This is a genomic window from Sporomusa intestinalis, assembly GCF_055383785.1.
In genome coordinates this window covers 2,723,375-2,744,876 of record NZ_AP042390.1, presented here as the reverse complement: position 1 = coordinate 2,744,876, position 21,502 = coordinate 2,723,375, and the positions used below count along the sequence as shown (strand labels likewise).

The window sequence follows — 21,502 nt, the reverse complement described above, 5'->3', positions numbered from 1 at the left end:
AAGGAGTGTTTGCAGTGATTCGAAAAATCGCGCTGGTAACGTTACTGTTCTTTGTCTTGAGTGTTGCCACTGCCTTCAGTGCGCCGGCACCAACAGCCAAACAGCCACAGCCTGGCACCCAGTTAAATACTAGTGCCGTATCGGCTGTACTTATGGATGAGAACGGTACTGTACTTTTTCAGAAAGACCCCCATAAGCGGCTTCCGCCTGCCAGTGTAACCAAAATTATGACCTTATTGCTGGCGGTTGAAGCGGTTGAACAGGGCCGGATAAATCTTGCCGATGAAGTTAATGCCAGTGAAAACGCCTGGCGGCAGGGCGGGTCCCAGATTTGGCTGGAGCCTGGTGAAATAATGACAGTGAAAGACCTGCTGTCAGCGGTGGCGGTCGTTAGTGCCAATGATGCCGCAGTCGCCTTAATGGAGCATATTTATGGCAGTGAGCAGGCCGCGGTTGAGGCTATGAATCAGCGGGCTGAAGCCCTGGGACTTGCCAATACCCATTTTAATAATGTCAATGGCCTGCCAACAACCGAGCATTATATGAGCGCCTATGACGCCGCCTTGATTGGCAGGGAAGCTGTCAAACATCCACTTTACATGGATATGTGCGGTATTAAAGAAACCTGGCTCAGAGACGGAAAAAACTGGTTGGTCAATACTAATAAACTGTTATGGTGGTATAAAGGCGGCGACGGTTTAAAAACCGGCTGGACAGAAGAAGCTAAGTACTGTTTTGTCGGTAGTGCCAAACGCGACGGCCTGCGGCTTATTGCAGCGGTATTTGCCACCCCTGAGCCACGGTCGCATTTGCGGGAAAGCATGAAACTCCTTGACTGGGGCTTTGCTAATTTCTCAGCCGTGCCGATTGTCACGCAAGGCACCGTTGTGGAACGGCTCAAGGTCAACAAAGGGGTGGATAAGGAAATTCAGCTTATTGCCGCCCAGGATTTAAATTTAATTGTCGGTAAAGGGCAAAATAAAAATCTGCAAAAAAAGATTGTAGCAGACTCAACTGTGAATGCCCCGGTGGCAGAAGGCCAGAAATACGGGGAGCTAATTGTCCTGCAAGACGGTAAAGAAGTAGGAAAAGTTGATTTGCTTGCGGAAAAATCAATTGAAAAAGCCGGGTTAATAAAAATTTTCCAGGATATGATTACCAATATGTTTAATTTATCAAGATAATTTCAAACCGCCAGAGCAAAAACTGTGGTAAATATTTCCACAGTTTTTTTGTGGATTTTGCAGGAAAATATTTCCTTTTAGCGAATTGCTTAGATTATAAAGTAAAAGTAGGAGGTTATGTTGTTGAAAGTCGTTACAGTTATGAAGCAAGGTGTTTTAGTGATCAGGCCGGAAGGGGAGTTTGACATTTGCGGGGCCAATGAATTTCGGGAAATAGTGGACAAAGAATTAGATGAGACGGGGGCTAAGCATATTTTAATCAATTTACAAGGTGTTGATTTTATCGATAGCTCAGGTTTGGGAGTTATTCTCGGCCGTTACAAACGAATCGCCCAGCTTGGCGGGAAAATGCTTGCTGTCCATCTGGAACCAAATGTCCGGCGAATTTTTGAATTAGCCGGCTTAATGAAAATTCTAACCATTTGTAAATCAGAAGAGCAAGCTTTTGAGCTGCTATAAGGGGGCCATAGGGAATGGATGCGAAAATAAAGAATCAAATAAAACTCTCTCTGCTAAGCAGCAATGAGAATGTTGGTTTCGCCAGAGCAGCAGCAGCAGCTTTTGCGGCCCAGCTCGAATTGACACTTACAGAAATCGATGAGATTAAAGTCGCTGTTTCCGAGGCAGTGTCTAATGCAGTCATTCATGGCTATGGCGCCGATACGCAGGAACCCAGGTATGTTGAATTAACCATGATCCTGTATGCGGATAAGCTTGAATTTACGGTGATTGATTACGGCCGGGGAATTGCCAATATTGAAGAAGCCCGCCAGCCTTCCTATTCCAGCGATCCGGAACGAATGGGACTGGGGTTTGTCTTTATGGAATCGTTTATGGATGAGCTTGAGGTTAAATCCGAATTAAATCAGGGTACAACGGTGAGAATGGCCAAAATGCTTGTGCCAGTCACCGAGCATTAGGTGAAACATATGCTCAATGAGGAGGAGTTTAAAGAGCTATTACTCAAAGCTCAGTCGGCAGAGCCTGCTGTTAAAGAGATAGCTACCGAACGGATTCTTGAAAATAATTTAAATTTAGTCCGCAGCATTGTCCACCGGTTTACCAATCGCGGTTACGAATGGGATGATTTGTTTCAGATCGGCTGTATCGGATTGTTAAAAGCCATTGAGCGCTTTGACCTCAATTTTAGCGTTAAGTTTTCCACCTATGCCGTGCCGATGATTATTGGCGAGATCCGCCGCTTTATCCGGGATGATAACCCGATTAAAGTCAGCCGCCCGTTAAAAGAATTAGCTTATCGTGTTCATAAAACGCAGGAAAAGCTGCAGGGCGATTTAGGCAGGGAACCGACAATCGGCGAGATAGCCAGAGAGTTGTCACTGGCGCCGCAGGAGATTGTATCGGCCCTGGAAGCCGTTCAGCCCCAGGTATCAATCTACGAGCAGGCCTTTCAGGGAAGTGACGGCAGTGATACGATCCATCTGCTTGACCAGTTGATCCATTCCGACGGCCAGGATAGCGCCTATTTTGATAAACTGGCCTTAAAAGAGGTGCTGGGCCGGTTGCCGGTGAAAGAACGAACGGTAATCTATCTACGCTTTTTTAGTGACAAGACCCAGGCTGAAATTGCTGAAATTATCGGCTTATCTCAGGTACAGGTATCGCGAATTGAAAAACAGGCATTAAAAATTATCCGCGAATTGTTACAGACCTCTTAACAGCAATTCTTTTTATATTAGCGCCCTGACAGGGGCGCTTTTCCAATTTCTCAGCCAACGCTCACCTTACGGCATTGTGCAAGACAAGTTTTTCTAATAAAAAGCGCGCTGATCTGGGCATAATATAGGCAGAGGTGATAATTGATGAGCAATAGTGTTATTAGCAAGCTGAAAATCAAAGGTATTATTTACTTGTTTCTGTTCTTTTTACTGATGGCCGGCAGCACAGCGGCCTGGCTGTATTTTGAAGCTGATCTGCCCAAAAAAACACCGATTAAGGCGAAGCAGGTTTTTCTTTGGCATAACAATTTAAATCCTGCACAAACTAATACTGTTCATCTAACATAATCAGTATTAGGGGGTAGTAATTATGGTTGTAAAAGTAATCGAGCTTGTGGGAACATCCCGCCACAACTGGACTGACGCTGTCGACAATGCCGTTCTCGAGGCCGCAAAAACGGTTGACGCGATTTTGGGTGTGGAAGTAACAAATTTTACTGCCAACGTCGATAACGGCCACATAGCTGAATACAAGGCCGATGTAAAGGTAGCTTTTCAGGTTCAGCACTAACATTAAATATGGGTGTATTGCAAAGAGTGCCGCTGGCACTCTTTGTCATTATATGAATTAATCAGTTTGGCTATGGTCAAAATATAAAGGAATGGAATCCCCATGACGGAGGTGCACTATGTTTGACAGCAAAGCCAGCCAGGCAGAGCAGCAAAAATTCCAGAAGAAATTCGAACAGCTAAAACCAAAACCGCCGCTAATCAAAAATCTAATCTGGGCATTTATTGTCGGTGGCTTGATCTGTGTCCTGGGACAATTCTTTTTAAATTATTTTGTCAGTACCGGGTTAAGCAAAAAAGATGCCGCCGGCCCGGTCAGTATTGTCCTGATATTTTTGAGTGCCTTATTCACCGGCCTAGGCTGGTATGATGAGCTGGGACGCCGGGCAGGTGCCGGTTCCATTGTGCCGATAACCGGCTTTGCCAATTCCATTGTGGCCCCGGCCATGGAGTTTAAGCGGGAGGGCTATGTTTTTGGCATAGGCGCTAAAATGTTTATCATTGCCGGGCCGGTTTTGGTGTATAGTATTTCAACAGCCGTAATTATCGGTTTTATTTACTGGTTAAAACTATAGAGGAACGAGGGGTCAGTATGAACAAGAAACGTGGCCAGCAAAGTGTCGTTTTTACAACCCCGCCGGTCATTACCAGTGCGGCCAATATTGTGGGACCAATGGAAGGCGATGGTGTTTTAACCGAGTTTTATGACCGGATACTGAAAGATACGCTTGATAATAATGACAGCTGGGAAAAATGTGAATCAAGCATGATGGAATGGGCCTTAACAACAGCGATAACCAAGGATCAAAGCAGTGTGGATGATATTGACTATGTCCTGGCCGGTGATTTACTTAATCAATTAATGAGTACCCATTTTGCAATAAGGAATGTCGGGCGTCCCTTTCTGGGAATGTATGGCGCCTGCTCCACCTTAGCCCAAAGCATGATGGTCGGTTCCATGCTCATTGATGGCGGCTTCGCCAATAAGGTTGCTGTCGCCGTCTCCAGCCATCATGATGCGGCCGAGCGGCAATACCGCTTTCCCACCGAGCTTGGCGTCCAGCGGCCGTTGGTTTCGCAGTGGACAGTAACAGGCTCGGGGGCGCTTGTAATCTCAGGCACCGGCGACGGCCCCCGCATTACGGCGGCCACGGTGGGAAAAATTGTTGATATAGGCATTAAAGATCCCAATGCGATGGGCCCGGCGATGGCACCGGCAGCAGCCGATACGCTCTGGCGCCATTTTGAGGATACCGGCCGGGAGCCCGGCTATTACGACATGATCTATACCGGCGATCTGGGAAGTGTCGGCAAGGCTCTTGTGGTTGAATTATTTAAGGAAAAAGGCGTTGATCTGGCAGCCGTATACGAAGACTGCGGCTGTATGATCTACCGGGAAGAGCAGGATGCCCATGCCGGCGCCAGCGGGTGCGCCAGTTCGGCCGTGGTCTTTGCCGGTTACATTTACCGGCTGTTAAAACGTCAAAAATTACGCAAAATACTGCTTGTCGGCACGGGAAGTTTACATAGTACAACATCGTATCAACAAAAAGAATCGATTCCCTGTATTGCCCACGCCGTAGCCGTGGAAATATAAAGGAGGTAACCCCTTTGCAGGCATACATAATGGCTTTTGTCATCGGCGGGCTGATTTGCGTAATTGGCCAATTGCTTATGGATCTCACGCCGCTGACACCAGCTCATATTTTGGTGCTGTTTGTCGTTTTAGGCGGTATATTAAGCGGTTTCGGCCTCTACCAGCCGTTAGTGGATATGGGCGGCGCCGGGGCAACCGTTCCCTTGCCGGGCTTTGGGCATGCCCTGGTTGCGGGAACCATCGAGGAAATAAATAAAATCGGGTTTTGGGGAGTTTTCAGCGGGGCAGTAAAGGCCACAGCCAGCGGCATAACCGCTGCCGTGTTTTTCGGCCTCCTGGTGGCTATTGTTTTCAACCCCAAAGGCTAAAAGGCAGGGATATAGACACATGCTGGCAATAGACATGGTAGGCCTGGTTATATCAATTATTATCGTAGGGATCCGGTATCCCCACTATGCCTTGGCGGCCGCACTGATAAACACCACCGGTCAAATAGTTATGGCCGTTTTGCTTGCGGCCAATATTGAAAAGATCGTTACGGCCGGAGCGTTCAGCTCCGCTGCGGTTACCAATCTGAGCGGACTCCCCAGCCTGCTGTTTGCGGTCAGCGGTCCTTTGGCAAATTTCCTTGTCAGTAAAGCCGCCGGCGGCATTGAATTTGTCAGCAACGCGCAGTTAGTCAACCCGTCCGCTGTGCTAAAACAGCCGCTTGCTGTCACCAACCTCAGATTTGCCGTCATTTCCCTGGTTTTGAGTATCATTAGTTTGTTCAAGTAAAGCATGGGGTGATAAATATGCCAAAACGAGTTTCCAGCAAAATCGCCAGTTACATCAAGCCCAGTCAGTCACAAAGTCAGGAGCGGTCACAACTGGAGGAGGATAAGGTAATCTCCGACCTGGCCAAAGGGTTTCTGCAGGCCCAAGCCAAAATATCCCAGGATTCTCAACAAAATAATACCGATGAGGTAATGAATTTATTAAGCAAAATCAATCAGCAACTGGAGAATTTGCAGACCTCTTTACAGGCCGCAGGTCAGCCGGGCGGCCTGTCTCAGCCGTCCGGGCAGCAGGAAGGGCAGGGAGAGCAGGGAGGAGGGCAGCCGTCGCAACCAAGCCAGCAGCAGGAGTCAGGTGCCAACACCGAGGCGGCTGTATCGCAGGAATTAAAAAACTTATTTAGTATACTTTTGCAAAACGAAAATCAGAAAAACAATAGCGGCGGCAGCGGAGAAACCACCGGGCTGTCCCAACAGCAGAACCAAAAGCAGGCGCAGCCCCCGGATACCAGCCAAAACCAGCAAACTGAGCAAAACAGCACGGGTAATGCTAATAGTATAACCGTCCAGACAGCGGCCCAGGTCCTCGCCCAGGCCCAGTATGAGCTTTCCAATGAGCTGGAGGCTAGTCTGAAAAAACTCAAGCAGGTAATCAGTGAAAGTGAGCAGATTGCCAATAAAATCAGTAATTTATTAGGGGAAGAAAATAGCCAACAGTAATGAGGTGTAATAATGACCAAGCCTGAAGAGAGCAATAAGAAAATCCGGGTAATACTCGTTACCGACGGTGACCGGGTTGCCCAGCATGCGGTGGAGAATATCGGCGCGTCACTAGGCTTGCGCTGTATTTCAGCTTCTGCCGGCAACCCAACGCCAATTAGTGGCAAAACCATCGTCGAAATGCTAAAAACAGTGCCGTTTGACCCCGTACTGGTGATGTTTGATGATAAAGGCCACAAGGAGAAGGCCGAGGGCGAGCGAGCACTTGAATATGTTGCCAATCACCCGGATATTGAGGTATTGGGGGCCGTGGCTGTAGCTTCTAATACAACCGGCATCGACGGGGTTCAGGCCGATGCCTGTGTTGATTGTCAGGGTCATGTGATTGATGTCTCTGTCGACAAAAAAGGGGAGGTCAAAAAATTAAAAGAGTGCGACTGTAAGCCGGTCATTACCGGCGATACGGTTGATGTCCTCAATGATGTGGAAGTTCCTGTTATCATCGGCGTCGGTGATATCGGCAAAATGGACAAGCACGACGATTTGAGCCGGGGCGCGCCCATTACCCGCAGGGCAATCGAAGAGATACTGAAACGGAGTGGCATTAGTTATGGCTGATGAACGAAAGATTGCAAAAGAAATCGATGATAACATTAATTATATAAAAGACTATTTAGGGGTAGGCGAAAGCTTTGATATCGTTTTTCGCGAATTCCGGGTAGGCCGGAAGCGGGCGGCCTCGTTTTCTATTAACGGCATGACCAATGATGTTGTCCTGTCCAATGTTTTTGAAGACCTGACAGTATACAAGCAGGAAGATCTGTCAATCAACACCATGGAAAAGCTGTTTTATCACCGCGCCACTCATTCGCAAACCAAGTTGATCGAGAATATGAACGACGCCATAACCAGTTTGTTATCCGGCGAACTCCTGTTTTTCGTGGATGGCGAGAATCAGGTCCTGGTTCTTGATGCCCGTTCGTATCCGGTCCGGGCACCGGCGGAATCAAACATTGAGAAGGTAACGCGGGGATCAAGGGATTCTTTTGTAGAGACCATCGTATTCAACACCGCCCTGATCAGGCGCCGGCTGCGCGATCCGAATCTGCGTTTTGAAATCGTTAAGGTGGGCACACGCTCGCAATGTGATATTGCGGTTTCTTACATTAAGGATATTACCAACCCGGATCTTGTTGAGACAGTAAAAAAACGCATCAATAATATTAATATTGACGGCATCCCCATGGCCGAAAAAGCCATAGAGGAATACATTGTCGGCGGCAGCAAATGGAACCCGCTGCCCATGGTCAGGTATACAGAACGGCCTGATGTCGCCGCCGTTCATCTGTTGGAGGGACATGTTTGCTTAATTGTTGACACCTCACCCAATATTATGATTTTGCCCACAACGTTCTGGCATCACGTACAACATGTGGAGGAGTTTCATCAAAATGTTGTCGTCGGTTCTTATTTGCGGCTGGTGAGGCTGGCAGGGGTACTGCTTTCGCTCATTCTGCCGCCGTTGTGGCTGGCGCTGGTGCTTAACCGGCAGCTTTTACCCGAATCCCTCGCTTTTTTAGGTCCCCGGGACCCGGGCATTATTCCCCTTGGCCTCCAGTTTATTTTAGCTGAGTTTGGTATCGAGCTGGTACGAATGGCTACCGTCCATGTGCCTACGGCCCAGTCAACCTCGTTGGGATTTATCGGGGCGTTCATGTTAGGTGAGTTCGCCACCAAAGTAGGCCTGTTCGGTAACGAAATCATATTCTATACCGCCGTTGCCGCCGTAGGCGCTTTTGCAACGCCAAGTGTAGAGTTTGCCATGGCTATGCGCTTGTTCCGGGCTGTTCTGATCGTCCTGGTCATGCTGTTTAAATTACCGGGCTTTGCCTTTGGCGTCACGGCCGTATTTTTATTATTATTAACCTCCCGGTCCTTCGGGGTGCCTTATTTATGGCCGGCTCTGCCTTTTAACTTCAAGGCTATGAAGGATGTATTGTTCAGGTTGCCGATTCCCAGCAAAGTAATGCGTCCGGACGTTTTAAGACCACAGGATAATGACAGGTTGAACGGTGGCGGCGTTGAGGACAGCAAGCCGGGCAAGGAGGGAAAAAAAGAACCGGAAAAATAAGCAGCAGCCGTCTTGGTTCAGCGGAAACCAAGAACGGCTGCTTTTATTTACTTACCGCGGAAAAAATCCCGGACCCGCCCCATGCTTTCATTTATATTCGCCTGATGTTCCATAAACGATCCCTTATTCTCAGCCTCAACGGCATCCTTCATCTGCGTTACGGTAGAGTGAACTTTAGTGATTTCGCCTAAAATTCCCAGCTGCTCCATACTGGGCTTCAGTTGTTCCCAGGTCCCCTGCAGTTCTTTCACTTTGGCAGTCGCTTTTTTCCAGTCATTGTCCTCGACGTAAAAACTAACATTGCGGATGGAGTTGCTGACAGCAATAATATCGGCAATAGGCGATAGCTTATATGATTTGCCGATATCACTCACGCTGCCCATAAATTTGATCAGGTTTTCATAGGCAGCGGTTGCTTTCTGCCCATTGATTGCAGCCGCCAGTTTATCAATGGCCTCATCGGCCTCTTTAACCCCTTTTTTGTCACCCACCGCCGGTTTAGCCTGCTGCCATACGGTCTGCAGATTATTAATGCCGGCCTGGGCCTGGGCCCAGTCGGCCTTGGTAATCCCTTCAAAGACAACGCCTGCGGTTGACTCTAAATCATAAAGCTCGGTGGGCGCGGCATAAAACCTTTCTAAAAACGGGGGATTGGGCTTCGACTCCACCGGTTTGCCGGCCGGACCAATTTCCGGTTTGGGAGCCGGTGCGGTTAGTCCGCAGCCGCTCAAGCCAAGCAAAAGGAGCACTACAGCAATGGCCGCATATATTTTAGATAACACCCGGAATAATCCTCCTTTCAGGATGAACAACACTCTATGATTATTCTGAACAGATTGCCATGTTTTTAGTATGGAAAAAATCAAGTATTTCATTTTGCTTTTCCAGGCTTTTTTAGTATAATTTAGTAGTACGCTGACTGAATTTATAAGGGGGACTCCATTTGTTTGGTTTTGACGCCGATATGATATTCAGAATACCGGCATTGTTAATTGCTTTGACTGTGCACGAATACGCCCATGCCCGGACCGCCGTTGCCCTGGGTGACCCGACACCACGGTTCATGGGGCGGCTGACGCTGAATCCGGTTGCTCATCTTGACCCTATCGGCCTGCTGATGTTGTGGCTGTTCAAGTTTGGCTGGGCCAAACCGGTGCCCATTAACCCCAGCTACTTTAAGAATTATCGGCAGGGGATGGTAATGGTTTCGCTGGCCGGGCCGGTTTCCAATATGATTCTGGCTCTTATTACGGCATTTATGATCGGTATTTTGGCCAAACTGCAGTTATTAAGCGGCGACTGGGTTAAGATTTTATGGCTGACCTATAATTATAATATCATCCTGGCTATTTTTAACTTAGTGCCGATTCCGCCGCTGGACGGGTCAAAAGTATTGTCAAGCCTGCTGCCAGGCCGTCAGGGCCATATATTTGACCAGTTGGAGCAGTATGGCCCGTTTATCCTGATGGCGCTGGTGTATATCGGTGTGATTGGCGTGATTATTGACCCCTTTGCGCGAGTTTTATCCTATATTATCGATGCAATTGTTATGACAATTTTGTAACAGGAGGAAATATAAATTGACTAAAAAACGTATTTTCAGCGGTATGCAGCCGTCAGGAAAGTTTCATATGGGTAACTTTCAGGTGCTTAATAACTGGATCAAGCTCCAAAATGAATATGACTGTATTTATTCCATCGTCGACTGGCACGCACTTACCTCATCCTATGAAGACACCAGCCTGCTGCCGGAGCGTATCGAATGTATGGCCCTCGACTGGCTGAGCGCCGGTCTGGACCCGGAAAAAAACATCATCTTTGTTCAGTCTCATGTGAAAGAACATGCCGAACTGCATCTGCTGCTATCGATGATGACGCCGTTGTCCTGGCTGGAACGGGTGCCTACCTATAAAGACAAACTGCAGCAATTAGGTGATATGGGTAAAGAAATCAACACTTACGGATTTTTAGGCTATCCTGAATTGCAGACCGCCGATATTATATTATATAAAGCCAATGCGGTGCCGGTGGCGGAGGATCAGCTGCCGCACCTGGAACTGGCGCGGGAGATTGTCCGTCGTTTTGCCAGTTTATACAAACCGGTATTCCCCGAACCGCAGCCGATTTTAAGCCCGTTGCTGCCGGGAATTGACGGCCGGAAAATGAGCAAGTCCTATGGCAATGAAATTCCCTATGCCGCAGAACCGGACGAGCTGCAGGCCAAAGTAAGACAAATGATTACCGACCCGCAACGTGTCAAAAAGACCGATGCCGGCAACCCGGAAATCTGTACAGTGTACACGTTCCATAAAATTTTCAGCCCTGACTACGAAGAAATTGCCGGGCATTGCCGCAATGCCAGCATCGGCTGTGTGGAATGCAAGAAGCGCCTGGCCGCAAAAATGACCACTACCCTGGCTGATGTTCATGGCCGCCGCAAAGAACTGGCAGGCAATCCGGCTAAAATCAAGGAAATACTGGCTTACGGTGCCGAGCGGGCGCGCAAACTGGCAGCAGCCACCATGGAGGAAGTCCGGGCCGTCATGAACCTGGACTGACAGCCTATGGCCGACTATACGATCAGGCTGGAAACCTTCGAAGGGCCGTTAGCCTTGCTAATGCATCTGATTGAAAAACATCAGCTTGACATTTATGATATTCCGATAGCGGAGGTCACCGGGCAATACCTCGATTATCTTGCGGCAATGGAAGAATTCAATATTGAAATTGCCAGTGAATTTCTGGTAATGGCTGCGACCCTGCTGCAGATAAAATCGCGGCTGTTATTGCCGCGGCCGGTTACGGGTGAAGCTGCCGCTGATGAGGTTGATCCCCGGCTGGAGTTAGTTGAACGCCTTGTTGAATATCGTAAGTTTAAGCAACTGTCTGCGGTTTTAAGTCAGCTTAGCGAAGAACGGGATAAGTATTTTACCAGGCTGCCGCAGGAATTTACCCAACAGTTTTCCTTGCCGGCAGGACTTTCATTGCATGATTTGTTAAAGGCATTTGCCGCGCTGTGGGAAAGTGCGGTTCCTGATTTTGCGGTAATTGCACCCGAAGAAATCAGCGTAAAAGATAAAATGTATGATATTATGACTTTGCTGAGAAGCAATAAAGGACAGCTGGAGTTTAACAAAACCATTTTCAGGACAGGTTCCCGCACCGAAGCCATTGCTGCATTTTTAGCTCTATTGGAGCTTATCAGATTAAAACAGGTCAGTGTCTGTCAAAAACAGCCGTTTGCACCTATCCATCTGAAATTAGAGGAGTGAAGCGCCTATGTCTGGTCTGCAGTTACAGGGGGCGATAGAAGCTTTGCTGTTCGCAAGCGGGCAGCCGCTGCCGGCAGATAAAATCGGCGGGATATTACAGCTATCAACCGAACAGGTTCACACCTTGATTGCTGATATGACCCAGCAGCTGGCTGCCGCCGGGCGGGGGCTGGCTATTGTTGAAGTAGCCGGCGGCTACCAGTTATGCACTAAACCAGTCTTTTTCGATATTGTAAATAAATTAGCAGCCATGCAGGAAGCCCGGTTATCGGCGGCTGCTTTGGAAACCCTGGCTATTGTGGCTTTTAAACAACCGGTAACCAAACAGGAAATTGAAAGTATCCGCGGCGTAAGCTCCGACCGGGTGTTAACCACACTCTCAGACCGGCTGCTGATTAAGGAAGTGGGGCGCAAAGAGGCCATTGGCCGGCCGATTTTATATGGGACGACAGCCGAGTTTTTACAGTGTTTTGGCTTAAAAAGCCTCGATGACCTGCCGGCTATCGCTGACCTGCTGCCGGAAAGCCATGCCCCGGAATAAAGATAGTCTTAGGACTGTCTTTTGTTTTTGTTATCGGTATCAGGATTTATAAGTTTTACAAGTCTGAAAGTCCTTATAAAACAAGGGGGCCAAGGTCACTGGCTAGGAGACGGCAACCCCGGGACCCCGGTAACCCCCGGCCATTGCCGGAAAAAGCGTTCCGCAGGAGAAAAGCCGGGCAGTATTCCGTTAAGAAATCTGTACTGTTTGAGCGGAGCGAGTTTACAGATTTTAGGAATACTGTCCGGCTTTTCAGCTTTTGGAGGCTTCGGGCCTAGACCTTTTGTTACTTTTGGGGCGATGCCAAAAGTAAAACCATTCCTTGTATTTCAAGATTATCTGATATGCGCAGGGCAAAAGACCATGCCAGGGGTCTTTCTTATTTTTGCCGTACGTATATTGACTAAAAAAATGCATAAATTATTAAGATCAAAACCAAGGGGGAAAAGCATGGCTAACTGGCTAATCATGATGGCAGCAGGCATTATTTTATTATTCATGCTTTCACGGATCAATGTTTATATTGAAATTTATATTTGCCGCCACAGCGATGATGATCATTTGGCAATTACCCTTCATGCCTTAAAACCATTGTTTGTGTATACAATCAAGATTCCGGTGATTGAAATTGTCCAGTACAATGCGTTACCCTGGATTACTTCGAAAATTACGGCCCCCACAGGGGGCACAGAGACTTATGTTGCCCGCGAGCAGCGATTTGTCAAAAAAATGGCCGAAATTTTTATCAAAAAACCCCGGAAATTCCGCAAGCTGATGCGGGGTGTGCAACGCTATCTCCGTGCCTACCGCTATTATATTAACAATCTGGTAGCTTCTATCCACTGTCAAAAAATCGATGTCCGGGTTGTGTACGGGTTTGAGGATGCCGCCTTTACCGGCTTAATGATGGGGGTGCTTGGCGCAGCCCAGGGTTTTTTGCTCACCTCCCTTAACACTCGTCTTATATTGGATGCCAAACCGGTTATTAAAGTCATACCGGTATATGGCAAGCAGCAGTTTCAACTTGATTTCAAGTGTATATTAAGAATAAGACTTGGCAAAGTTATTAGTGCAACGATGGCAACTTTAACAAATTCATTGTATAAGGAGGCGACTCGCAGTGGCTGAGCATCCAATACAGGGCTTGATGAAAACCGCGATGGAGAGTATTAAGGGTATGGTCGATGTGAACACTATTGTCGGCGATGCTGTCGAGACTCCGGATGGAACGGTAATTGTTCCTATTTCACGGGTAACGTTCGGTTTTGCGGCTGGCGGCGGTGATTATGAGGCAGAAGAAACAGCAACAGCCCAAAACCATCCGTTTGGCGGTGCCAGCGGCGCCGGTATTAGCGTGAAACCGGTTGGGTTTTTAGTTTGTTCGCCAACGAACGGGGTACGGTTTATGTCAGTCGAGAGTAACCTTGTTTATGACCGCCTTATCGATTTGGTGCCGCAGGTTATGAATAAGATCGAAACCATGTTTGGCGGCGACCGAGACGATGAGCTTGAGCAGCTGGCCGAGACTGCCGAGACTCAGCCAACACATCAGGCCTCGCCCCACCTGTAGAAATAACGAATATCAAAAACCCACACATGCCGGTGTGGGTTTTTGCATATAAATGTAATGATGTAATCTATTGATGAGCCAGGTCATCCAGTTTATTTTTAATCTGTGTGGAGTGCAATGCTTCCGCCTCGGCAAAATGCTTAAACATCTTTGATACCTCTTTGTCATTAACGCGATCGGCAAATGTCTGATAATCACGTACCAGCTCCTGCTTTTGGGTAAGAGTCGTCCGTAAAGCTGTTTTGATATCAAGTGTTTCCATAATCATGTCCACCTCCTTAATTTTGATAGTATTATCCCCGGCTACAGATAAAATAATGCCAGGATATTATTTTCCTCGCACAGATAAGAAAACTCCCTGGATAAATATGGATAATATATTATTTTTGACCTCAGGAGAATTTAATTATATAATATCTTTGGTTTATTCTAACAGAAAGGATTGGATTAATGGGACAACTAGCTACTCTTGGGCGATTGTTATTGATGTGTCTGCTACTTTTACCCGCAACCGGCCTCGCATCCGAATCCCTGCCGGCAGTAACGGCAAAGTCGGCCATTGTAATGGAAGTATCCACAGGGAAAGTGCTCTATGGAAAAGAAGCAACAGAACGGCGCTATCCCGCCAGTACTACCAAAATTATGACTCTGATTACAGCGCTTGAGTATGGCAAACTGGACGATGTGGTTACTGCCAGCGAGAATGCAGCCAGTACCGAAGGATCATCACTATGGCTTACCCAGGGTGAGCAGCTTACAATGCAAGACATGTTCTACGGCATAATGCTGGTTTCCGGCAATGATGCCACAGTGGCAGTAGCTGAACATATTTCAGGTTCTGTAGAAAAGTTTGCTAAATTAATGACAGAAAAAGCTCATGCGATTGGCGCAGTAAACAGCAACTTTACCAATAGCAGCGGTTTGCCAAACGAAAACCACTATTCAACGGCATACGACCTGGCTAAAATTACCGCCTATGGGTATAAAAACCCGCTGTTTTCCCAGATTGTTGCAACCCAGCACAAGGTTGTTCCGTGGCCCGGCAAAGACCATGACCGGGATCTATACAATGAAAACAAAATGCTATGGCTGTATGACGGCGCCAACGGGGTAAAGACAGGTTACACGGATGCGGCCGGGCGTTGTTTGGTTTCAGCAGCGAAACGGAATGGAATTCAATTAGTTGTCGTAGTATTGGACAGCGATCATATGTGGGAAGATTCCATGAAGCTGCTGGATTATGGGTTTTCGCAGCTAAAGCAGGTGCCTGTAATTAATCAGGGCGATATTTTAAAGACTGTCCGGATAAAGGAAGGTAAAACAGGCGCTGTCAAACTGCTGGCAACCAATGATATCACTATACCTATGTCAGATAATGAACATGACAAATTTTCCACAGTAATTGATGCCCCGAATAAATTAAATGCTCCTGTTGCCTCAGGGCAAAAGTTAGGAACGGTAAGAGTCATGTATAACAATATAGAAGTTGCCAGCAGTGATCTGGTAGCTGACCGGTCGGTAGAAAAGAAATCTTTTTTCGGACTGCTCTGGAGCTCTGTGCTAGGGTTCCTGACCCTGGTATTCCGTAATTCGGCCTAAGGACATTTAGCGTTCTAGGTTAGTAAAATTTTTCATACCATCATAATGGGTGATGGATGATGATTAACGTAATTTGGTTGCTGCTAATGGCCAGCGGCATCATTTATGCGGGCCTGAACGGGAGGATTGAAGTTGTCACGTTAAGTGCCATCAGTGCTGCTAAAAGCGCGGTAGAATTAACGATTAATCTAATTGGTGTCATGTGTTTGTGGCTGGGAATTATGAAAATTGCCGAGTTATCCGGGCTTATCAAGGGCATCTCTTACCTCTTGACGCCAATCATAGGTTTTTTATTCCCCAGTGTGCCCCGGAATCACCCGGCCATGGGCGCAATTATCATGACAGTCAGCGCCAACATGCTGGGTCTTGGCAATGCCGTAACACCGCTGGGTATTAAAGCCATGCAGGAACTGCAAACCCTCAACCCGAAAAAAGATACGGCAACGCCGGCTATGTGCACGTTGCTGGCTTTATGTACAACCGGGTTTACCCTTGTTCCGGCAACAATTATCGCTGTAAGGTCAGCAGCCGGTTCAGTTAATCCCACTGAAATCGTCGGCCCGACCCTTGTTGTAAGCCTGCTCGCCACCATTTTTGTGCTTGTTGTCGACAGACTCTGCCGGGCAGTATGGAAACGGTAACAAGGGGGGCATCTTAGTGCTGCTTGAATTATGCGAACAGCTGTCAGTCTGGGCTATTCCCGCCATCTTGCTTATCGTTCCGGTTATTGGCTATGTACGGAGGGTGAAAGTCTATGAGGCCTTTATCGAAGGCGCCGGCGAGGGATTCCATACCGCCATCCGCATCCTGCCCTGCCTTGTGGCCATGCTGATTGCCATCAGTATCTTTCGGGCCTCAGGCGCGATGGATGCCTGTGTGGCCTGGCTAAAGCCGCTGCTAACCGTTCTGGGTGTACCGCCGGACCTGGTTCCCCTGGCCATTATGCGGCCCTTGTCCGGCAGCGGTTCGCTGGGGTTGGCTACCGAATTGCTGAATACATACGGCCCGGATTCGCTGATCGGCCGCATTGCTTCCACGGTACTGGCCAGTACCGACACCACCTTTTATGTGCTCACCGTTTATTTTGGGGCCATCGGTCTCAGCAATCCACGGTATGCCGTATTGGTTGGCCTGTCCGGCGATATTGCCAGTTTTCTGGCTTCTGTCTATATTTGTCAGCTTTTGTTCCTCCATTGACTGGTAACAAATTGTTACCAGTTTTTTCTATGCCGTGACCAGTGGCAGATAGTAAGTACCCGAATACACTGTAATGTGATGTAAAGCAGGGAATTGGAGGGGTAGTCCATGATTAATGTGGTAGTAGTTGGCGGTGGCTGGGCTGGTTGTGCAGCAGCCTTGGCAGCGGCTAAAGCCGGAGCGCAGGTGGTGTTGCTTGAGCGCACTGACTTATTGCTGGGAACCGGCCTGGTTGGCGGCATATTTCGCAATAACGGGCGATTTACGGCGGCGGAAGAAGCCATTGCTATGGGTGGAGGAGATTTATTCGTAGCTATGGACGCCAATAGCAGGCACCGGGGCATACATTTTCCTGGACACAGTCATGCTTCCTTTTATGATGTAACTACAATGGAGCCTTTGGTAAAAAAGATACTGCAGAACTATGGTATAGATGTCAGAACCAGAACAAGGGTAGCAAATGTGGTTAAATATCGTAAAAAAATCCAATACCTTGTCAATGATAATGAGGAAATAATTCAAGGCGATGCTTTTGTCGATACAACCGGCACCTCCGGGCCAATGGGCAACTGCCTGAAATACGGCAACGGCTGCGCAATGTGCATTCTCCGCTGTCCGACTTTTGGTCCGCGGGTAAGCATTACAGCGAAGGCCGATATTAAAGAAATTATTGGCAAAAAGGCTGACGGCACTTATGGGGCAATGAGCGGTTCCTGCAAAATAAACAAGGATACTCTGCGGCCGGAGCTTAAGGACCAGCTGGAAAAAGAGGGTATGGTCGTTATCCCCCTGCCGGAAAATCTGAAAAAAACCGGCATGCTTGGCAAAAAGGCCTGCTCTCAGTATGCAATTGCCGATTATGCTGAAAATATCGTGCTTATTGATACCGGCCATGCCAAACTAATGACACCGTTCTTCCCCCTGGATGCGTTAAGAACAATCCCCGGCTTGGAATGCGCCCGCTATGAGGACCCCTATTCCGGCGGTGTGGGAAACTCCGTCCGCTATTTGGGAATGGCTCCCTGCAGCCACTCTTTGAAAGTAGACGGGATAGACAACTTATTCTGCGCCGGCGAAAAGGCAGGCATTATGGTCGGCCATACGGAAGCGGTTGTCACCGGCTTACTGGCAGGGCATAATGCGGTACGCTGCTGCCTCGATATGCAGTACCTGGAATTGCCGGCCGAACTGGCCGTGGGTAATTTTATTACGTTTATTCATGACCAAATGACTACGGAAGAGGGGCTTCGGCTCAGATATACGTTTTCCGGCTCTGTTTATTTTGAGCATATGAAAAACCTGGGACTGTATTCTGCGCAGCGGGCAGAAATTAATGACCGCGTAACCAAAGCCAATTTGACAGATATCTATAGTACCTGTCTGGTCTAGGAGGTGTTTGAATATGTTAAACAAACTTTTAATGAGCTGTATAGATATTAACTCGCCCTATTGCCCGTGCCTGCTTTCGCAGACTAACCATTGCACATTCTGCAGCCATTTAAAAGGCGAGCCTGTATGTGACTGCAACTGGAGCGGAGTGTGCATACTATATGAAAAGCAGTGGCAGCAAAAAAAACATAGCTGGACCAATGACGCAGACAGCCCGGTCCGGCTGGAATCGGATACAGAATTTGTCATTAAACAGCAGATTGCTGAACATACATACTTAATAGAGATTGAGGTACTGCCTGCGCTGGCCCAGGCGCTTGACAAATGCGGTTCTTTTATATTCATGCGCCGGCCGTCGGACCAGCAATTTTATCATTTTCCCGTTGGCGTCATGAAGGTGGAAGGGAATACTATCCAGGTAGTTATTGAATGCATCGGCCCCAAATCATCACGGTTGTTTACTGACGGCAACAAGCAGGTACTGGTGCGCGGTCCTTATTTTAACGGTATTTTTGGTCAGCCCTGGATTGACAATGTAGATAATGGTAAAATATTATTAATAGCTGGGGGGATGGGACAGCCGCCGGCCGTGCCGATAGCCCGAAAGCTGCTGAAAAACGGTAACACTGTCAGGGCCATCTTAGCACCGGGTAAGATCGGCACTGTGTTTATTGCCGCTGAACTGGCAGCCCTCGGTGTCCAGGTGCAGGAAGTAGCGTCCATGCGGCAGTTTGGCATGCATGCTGTGGCTGACATCCTGGCAGACCGGACGGAATGCCCGGAGCTAATCGTGAGTGCCGGTCCCGACAGCCAGCATTACGGCATTATTGCGGCCATGCAGGCGGCCGGAGCAAATCTGCCCATGGCCGCCACCAATAATACCACTATGTGCTGTGGCGAAGGCATCTGCGGCAGTTGTGAACGGCTAACCAGAAACAATAGCCGGGTCCGCACCTGTAAAGTACAGACAGATTTTAGCCAGTTTATCCAGGAATAATCATACAGGAAAGTAGGAATCAAATTCTATGCTGGAACGTTTGCAGAAAGTAATTGCCCACGCCGGAATTGCTTCACGGCGGGATGCCGAGGAAATCATCACCGCCGGCCGGGTTACAGTCAACGGGAAAGTTGCGACTGAGCTGGGTACGAAGATTGATCCCCGGCGGGACCGGGTTGCAGTGGACGGTAAAGTAGTAAGAGCTGAAAAATTTGTTTATATTTTATTAAACAAGCCCAAAGGGGTGGTAACAACACTGGAAGATCCCCGGGGCCGGAAAACAGTGGCCGATATTGTGGCCAAAATTCCCGAGCGCATTTATCCTGTCGGCCGGCTGGATTACAACACTGAGGGATTATTAATTATGACTAATGACGGCGATATTACGCATGCTTTGACTCATCCCAGCCATGAGATCGCCAAAACATACCTGGCTAAGGTCGAAGGCTTTCCTCCGGAAGAAAAACTCGATAAGCTGCGGGTCGGTATTAAGCTGGAAGACGGAGTTACCGCCCCGGCTAAAATTAACATTGTGGACATCGACCGGGAAAAAAAGTTAACCACATTGGAAATCATTATTTATGAGGGAAAAAACAGGCAGATCCGCCGGATGTGCGAGGCGATCGGCCACCCAGTAAAAAATTTAAAACGGATTCAATATGCCTTCTTAACGCTGGAAGGGCTTCGCCGGGGGCAGTACCGTCAGCTGCTGCCGCAGGAGGTAGAAGAACTTAAATTGCTTGGCAAGAAAAAAAACGGTTAAGTTTTTTACCCTTATTCATAATAAGGGTTTTTTTACCCCATCAACAAGTTCAGGACAATGATTTAAACCTTTGGCTTGGTGCTGGCGTCCTGCAGGGCTTGGCACAAGCCAAGTTTTTCTAACTATACATAGTTTCGGGAAAGCGAGTGTGACCATATGCAGAAGGTTCTCATTATCGGTGGTGGTGCAGCCGGGTTATTGGCCGCCATCAGCGCGGCCCGGCACGGTGCGCAGGTGACGGTACTGGAGAAAATGAACGATATCGGCCGGAAACTGCTTATAACCGGCAAAGGCCGCTGTAACATAACCAATCACTGCGAACTGAACGAACTGATAAAAAATATGCCGGGCAACGGCGCCTTTTTATATAGCGCGTTTCATGCCTTCACCAATCAGGATATTATCGACTTGCTTGAACAGGCCGGCTTACCAACGAAGGTGGAACGGGGAGGACGTGTTTTTCCGGTCAGCGATCAGGCCAAAGATGTAATTAAAATATTCGCGCAAGAGCTGGCAAGGCTACATGTTGCTGTAGAAACGGGACAAACTGTGAAAAAACTGCTTTTCGCCAACGGTTCTCTTGCCGGTGCAGCCACAACCGACAGAGAATTTCCGGCCGATGCCGTCATCGTGGCGACAGGCGGGGCTTCCTATCCTGGCACAGGATCTTCCGGGGACGGTTATCGCCTGGCGCAGGCGGCAGGGCACACGCTTATACCAATTAAGCCGTCGCTGGTGCCGCTTGAGGTTGAAGAAGACTGGATCAGGGAATTGCAGGGCCTGTCTTTGAAAAACGTAGCGGCAACGGTTTTGGGCAATGGCAAAAAAGCAGCCGAAGATTTTGGCGAGATGCTGTTTACCCATTATGGTTTATCAGGCCCGATTATTTTGTCGCTGAGCAAAAAGGTTTCCGAACTATTGGCGGCAGTACCAGCTCAGGAAGTAGCCATTGAGATTAATCTCAAGCCCGCACTGTCTGCCGAAACGCTGGACAAGCGCCTGCAGCGGGATTTTACAAAATTTGCCCGCAAGCAACTGAAAAATTCCCTGCATGATTTATTGCCGGCCAAACTAGTACCGGTAATCATTGATTTGTCTTTTATTGATCCCGATAAGTTTGTCCATCAGATTACAAAGGAAGAACGCCTGCGTTTGCTGCATGTATTGCAGCACCTGTCCTTTACCATATCCCGGACACGGCCTGTGGCTGAAGCCATCGTAACAGCCGGCGGGGTCAGCACAAAAGAGCTTAATGCGCGCACGATGGAGTCCAAACTGCTGCCAGGCCTGTTTTTTGCCGGCGAGGTGATTGATATTGACGGCTATACCGGTGGTTTTAATCTGCAGGCCGCTTTTTCCACCGGTTATGTGGCTGGCAAATATGCGGCTAGTAGCGTGACAACCTTAAAACTGTAGGATAATGGCGAGGAGATTTTGCGTAAGACAAGGCGGAGGAAGGAGGCATACCGGACGTATGCCGATTGACGACAACGCCGGCTTGCGGAAAATCTCCCGTC

At 48.3% G+C, this 21,502-nt stretch carries 27 protein-coding genes; 25 read left to right on the top strand and 2 right to left on the bottom strand.

What is annotated here, in order from left to right; all coding sequences use genetic code 11:
* Positions 1-14: 14 nt before the first annotated feature.
* The 12 genes from ACZ481_RS12830 (at position 15) to ACZ481_RS12775 (ending at position 8,657) form a co-directional block, all read left to right on the top strand.
* Positions 15-1,184, top strand: coding sequence for a D-alanyl-D-alanine carboxypeptidase family protein (locus ACZ481_RS12830; protein ID WP_464770525.1), 1,170 nt, complete (start codon positions 15-17; stop codon positions 1,182-1,184).
* 123 nt (positions 1,185-1,307) lie between these two features.
* Positions 1,308-1,643, top strand: coding sequence for an STAS domain-containing protein (locus tag ACZ481_RS12825; protein WP_464770524.1), 336 nt, complete (start codon positions 1,308-1,310; stop codon positions 1,641-1,643).
* 14 nt (positions 1,644-1,657) lie between these two features.
* Positions 1,658-2,104, top strand: a complete 447-nt coding sequence (gene spoIIAB, locus ACZ481_RS12820; RefSeq protein WP_464770523.1) for an anti-sigma F factor — start codon at positions 1,658-1,660, stop codon at positions 2,102-2,104.
* 9 nt (positions 2,105-2,113) lie between these two features.
* Positions 2,114-2,863 (top strand): SigB/SigF/SigG family RNA polymerase sigma factor, encoded by a 750-nt coding sequence (locus ACZ481_RS12815; protein WP_464770522.1) that lies wholly within the window; start codon positions 2,114-2,116, stop codon positions 2,861-2,863.
* A 370-nt stretch (positions 2,864-3,233) separates the two neighbouring features.
* Positions 3,234-3,434 carry a dodecin family protein gene (locus ACZ481_RS12810; RefSeq protein ID WP_144350347.1) on the top strand — a complete coding sequence of 67 codons (201 nt, stop codon included), beginning with the start codon at positions 3,234-3,236 and terminating at the stop codon, positions 3,432-3,434.
* A gap of 118 nt (positions 3,435-3,552) precedes the next feature.
* Positions 3,553-4,008, top strand: a complete 456-nt coding sequence (gene spoVAC, locus ACZ481_RS12805; protein WP_464770521.1) for a stage V sporulation protein AC — start codon at positions 3,553-3,555, stop codon at positions 4,006-4,008.
* A gap of 17 nt (positions 4,009-4,025) precedes the next feature.
* Positions 4,026-5,030: a stage V sporulation protein AD gene (spoVAD, locus tag ACZ481_RS12800; RefSeq protein ID WP_464770520.1), complete on the top strand. Its 1,005-nt coding sequence runs from the start codon at positions 4,026-4,028 to the stop codon at positions 5,028-5,030.
* 14 nt (positions 5,031-5,044) lie between these two features.
* Positions 5,045-5,398 (top strand): stage V sporulation protein AE, encoded by a 354-nt coding sequence (gene spoVAE, locus ACZ481_RS12795; protein WP_464770519.1) that lies wholly within the window; start codon positions 5,045-5,047, stop codon positions 5,396-5,398.
* A gap of 19 nt (positions 5,399-5,417) precedes the next feature.
* Positions 5,418-5,807 (top strand): hypothetical protein, encoded by a 390-nt coding sequence (locus tag ACZ481_RS12790; RefSeq protein ID WP_464770518.1) that lies wholly within the window; start codon positions 5,418-5,420, stop codon positions 5,805-5,807.
* Positions 5,808-5,824: 17 nt separating this feature from the next.
* Positions 5,825-6,526, top strand: a complete 702-nt coding sequence (locus tag ACZ481_RS12785; RefSeq protein WP_464770517.1) for a hypothetical protein — start codon at positions 5,825-5,827, stop codon at positions 6,524-6,526.
* A gap of 12 nt (positions 6,527-6,538) precedes the next feature.
* Complete coding sequence (spoVAEA, locus tag ACZ481_RS12780; protein WP_464770516.1) at positions 6,539-7,144, top strand: stage V sporulation protein SpoVABEA; 606 nt, start codon at positions 6,539-6,541, stop codon at positions 7,142-7,144.
* Positions 7,137-8,657: a spore germination protein gene (locus ACZ481_RS12775; protein ID WP_464770515.1), complete on the top strand. Its 1,521-nt coding sequence runs from the start codon at positions 7,137-7,139 to the stop codon at positions 8,655-8,657. Before spoVAEA ends, ACZ481_RS12775 begins: the two co-directional genes overlap by 8 nt.
* A gap of 47 nt (positions 8,658-8,704) precedes the next feature.
* Here the strand turns inward: ACZ481_RS12775 and ACZ481_RS12770 are convergent, their stop codons facing one another.
* The gene (locus tag ACZ481_RS12770; protein ID WP_464770514.1) at positions 8,705-9,439 is read right to left on the bottom strand and encodes a hypothetical protein; all 735 of its coding nucleotides are present in this window, start codon (positions 9,437-9,439) and stop codon (positions 8,705-8,707) included.
* Positions 9,440-9,600: 161 nt separating this feature from the next.
* Here ACZ481_RS12770 and ACZ481_RS12765 point away from each other — a divergent pair, with 161 nt between their 5' ends.
* The 6 genes from ACZ481_RS12765 to ytfJ all read left to right on the top strand — a co-directional run bounded on the left by ACZ481_RS12765 (position 9,601) and on the right by ytfJ (position 14,040).
* Complete coding sequence (locus ACZ481_RS12765) at positions 9,601-10,221, top strand: site-2 protease family protein (RefSeq protein WP_464770513.1); 621 nt, start codon at positions 9,601-9,603, stop codon at positions 10,219-10,221.
* Between the two features lie 16 nt (positions 10,222-10,237).
* On the top strand, positions 10,238-11,215 hold the full coding sequence (gene trpS / locus ACZ481_RS12760; protein ID WP_464770512.1) for a tryptophan--tRNA ligase: 978 nt from the start codon (positions 10,238-10,240) through the stop codon (positions 11,213-11,215).
* Between the two features lie 6 nt (positions 11,216-11,221).
* Positions 11,222-11,929 carry a segregation and condensation protein A gene (locus ACZ481_RS12755; protein WP_464770511.1) on the top strand — a complete coding sequence of 236 codons (708 nt, stop codon included), beginning with the start codon at positions 11,222-11,224 and terminating at the stop codon, positions 11,927-11,929.
* 7 nt (positions 11,930-11,936) lie between these two features.
* Complete coding sequence (gene scpB, locus ACZ481_RS12750) at positions 11,937-12,470, top strand: SMC-Scp complex subunit ScpB (protein WP_464770510.1); 534 nt, start codon at positions 11,937-11,939, stop codon at positions 12,468-12,470.
* A gap of 450 nt (positions 12,471-12,920) precedes the next feature.
* Entirely contained in the window at positions 12,921-13,598 is a 678-nt protein-coding gene (locus ACZ481_RS12745) for a DUF2953 domain-containing protein (protein WP_464770509.1), read from the top strand.
* Positions 13,591-14,040 (top strand): GerW family sporulation protein, encoded by a 450-nt coding sequence (ytfJ, locus tag ACZ481_RS12740; protein WP_464770508.1) that lies wholly within the window; start codon positions 13,591-13,593, stop codon positions 14,038-14,040. The genes ACZ481_RS12745 and ytfJ overlap by 8 nt, the downstream gene beginning before the upstream one ends.
* Positions 14,041-14,107: 67 nt before the next feature.
* On the opposite strand, the gene ACZ481_RS12735 is transcribed toward ytfJ, so the two are convergent.
* On the bottom strand, positions 14,108-14,308 hold the full coding sequence (locus ACZ481_RS12735) for a rubrerythrin family protein (RefSeq protein WP_464770507.1): 201 nt from the start codon (positions 14,306-14,308) through the stop codon (positions 14,108-14,110).
* Between the two features lie 182 nt (positions 14,309-14,490).
* On the opposite strand from ACZ481_RS12735, the gene ACZ481_RS12730 reads away from it, so the two are divergent.
* From ACZ481_RS12730 to ACZ481_RS12700, 7 genes are all read left to right on the top strand, one after another.
* The gene (locus ACZ481_RS12730; protein WP_464770506.1) at positions 14,491-15,639 is read left to right on the top strand and encodes a D-alanyl-D-alanine carboxypeptidase family protein; all 1,149 of its coding nucleotides are present in this window, start codon (positions 14,491-14,493) and stop codon (positions 15,637-15,639) included.
* 56 nt (positions 15,640-15,695) lie between these two features.
* Complete coding sequence (locus ACZ481_RS12725; RefSeq protein ID WP_464770505.1) at positions 15,696-16,280, top strand: nucleoside recognition domain-containing protein; 585 nt, start codon at positions 15,696-15,698, stop codon at positions 16,278-16,280.
* A gap of 16 nt (positions 16,281-16,296) precedes the next feature.
* Positions 16,297-16,836, top strand: a complete 540-nt coding sequence (locus tag ACZ481_RS12720; RefSeq protein WP_464770504.1) for a spore maturation protein — start codon at positions 16,297-16,299, stop codon at positions 16,834-16,836.
* A 108-nt stretch (positions 16,837-16,944) separates the two neighbouring features.
* Positions 16,945-18,225: an FAD-dependent oxidoreductase gene (locus ACZ481_RS12715; protein WP_464770503.1), complete on the top strand. Its 1,281-nt coding sequence runs from the start codon at positions 16,945-16,947 to the stop codon at positions 18,223-18,225.
* A gap of 13 nt (positions 18,226-18,238) precedes the next feature.
* Positions 18,239-19,222 (top strand): hypothetical protein, encoded by a 984-nt coding sequence (locus ACZ481_RS12710; protein ID WP_464770502.1) that lies wholly within the window; start codon positions 18,239-18,241, stop codon positions 19,220-19,222.
* Between the two features lie 28 nt (positions 19,223-19,250).
* On the top strand, positions 19,251-19,985 hold the full coding sequence (locus tag ACZ481_RS12705; protein ID WP_464770501.1) for a pseudouridine synthase: 735 nt from the start codon (positions 19,251-19,253) through the stop codon (positions 19,983-19,985).
* Positions 19,986-20,141: 156 nt separating this feature from the next.
* Positions 20,142-21,401 (top strand): BaiN/RdsA family NAD(P)/FAD-dependent oxidoreductase, encoded by a 1,260-nt coding sequence (locus ACZ481_RS12700; RefSeq protein ID WP_464770500.1) that lies wholly within the window; start codon positions 20,142-20,144, stop codon positions 21,399-21,401.
* The last annotated feature ends 101 nt before the right edge of the window (positions 21,402-21,502 follow it).

What these genes read in the sequence shown, in the direction of transcription:
- ACZ481_RS12710 (WP_464770502.1), top strand. Translation starts at nt 18,239, where the DNA reads ATGTTAAACAAACTTTTAATGAGCTGTATAGATATTAACTCGCCCTAT.
- ACZ481_RS12705 (WP_464770501.1), top strand. Translation starts at nt 19,251, where the DNA reads ATGCTGGAACGTTTGCAGAAAGTAATTGCCCACGCCGGAATTGCTTCA.
- scpB (WP_464770510.1), top strand. Translation starts at nt 11,937, where the DNA reads ATGTCTGGTCTGCAGTTACAGGGGGCGATAGAAGCTTTGCTGTTCGCA.
- ACZ481_RS12790 (WP_464770518.1), top strand. Translation starts at nt 5,418, where the DNA reads ATGCTGGCAATAGACATGGTAGGCCTGGTTATATCAATTATTATCGTA.
- ACZ481_RS12725 (WP_464770505.1), top strand. Translation starts at nt 15,696, where the DNA reads ATGATGATTAACGTAATTTGGTTGCTGCTAATGGCCAGCGGCATCATT.
- spoVAEA (WP_464770516.1), top strand. Translation starts at nt 6,539, where the DNA reads ATGACCAAGCCTGAAGAGAGCAATAAGAAAATCCGGGTAATACTCGTT.
- spoVAC (WP_464770521.1), top strand. Translation starts at nt 3,553, where the DNA reads ATGTTTGACAGCAAAGCCAGCCAGGCAGAGCAGCAAAAATTCCAGAAG.
- ACZ481_RS12785 (WP_464770517.1), top strand. Translation starts at nt 5,825, where the DNA reads ATGCCAAAACGAGTTTCCAGCAAAATCGCCAGTTACATCAAGCCCAGT.
- ACZ481_RS12735 (WP_464770507.1), bottom strand. Translation starts at nt 14,308, where the DNA reads ATGATTATGGAAACACTTGATATCAAAACAGCTTTACGGACGACTCTT.
- ACZ481_RS12810 (WP_144350347.1), top strand. Translation starts at nt 3,234, where the DNA reads ATGGTTGTAAAAGTAATCGAGCTTGTGGGAACATCCCGCCACAACTGG.
- ACZ481_RS12730 (WP_464770506.1), top strand. Translation starts at nt 14,491, where the DNA reads ATGGGACAACTAGCTACTCTTGGGCGATTGTTATTGATGTGTCTGCTA.
- ACZ481_RS12815 (WP_464770522.1), top strand. Translation starts at nt 2,114, where the DNA reads ATGCTCAATGAGGAGGAGTTTAAAGAGCTATTACTCAAAGCTCAGTCG.
- ACZ481_RS12715 (WP_464770503.1), top strand. Translation starts at nt 16,945, where the DNA reads ATGATTAATGTGGTAGTAGTTGGCGGTGGCTGGGCTGGTTGTGCAGCA.
- ACZ481_RS12745 (WP_464770509.1), top strand. Translation starts at nt 12,921, where the DNA reads ATGGCTAACTGGCTAATCATGATGGCAGCAGGCATTATTTTATTATTC.
- ACZ481_RS12700 (WP_464770500.1), top strand. Translation starts at nt 20,142, where the DNA reads ATGCAGAAGGTTCTCATTATCGGTGGTGGTGCAGCCGGGTTATTGGCC.
- ACZ481_RS12755 (WP_464770511.1), top strand. Translation starts at nt 11,222, where the DNA reads ATGGCCGACTATACGATCAGGCTGGAAACCTTCGAAGGGCCGTTAGCC.
- ACZ481_RS12775 (WP_464770515.1), top strand. Translation starts at nt 7,137, where the DNA reads ATGGCTGATGAACGAAAGATTGCAAAAGAAATCGATGATAACATTAAT.
- spoIIAB (WP_464770523.1), top strand. Translation starts at nt 1,658, where the DNA reads ATGGATGCGAAAATAAAGAATCAAATAAAACTCTCTCTGCTAAGCAGC.
- spoVAD (WP_464770520.1), top strand. Translation starts at nt 4,026, where the DNA reads ATGAACAAGAAACGTGGCCAGCAAAGTGTCGTTTTTACAACCCCGCCG.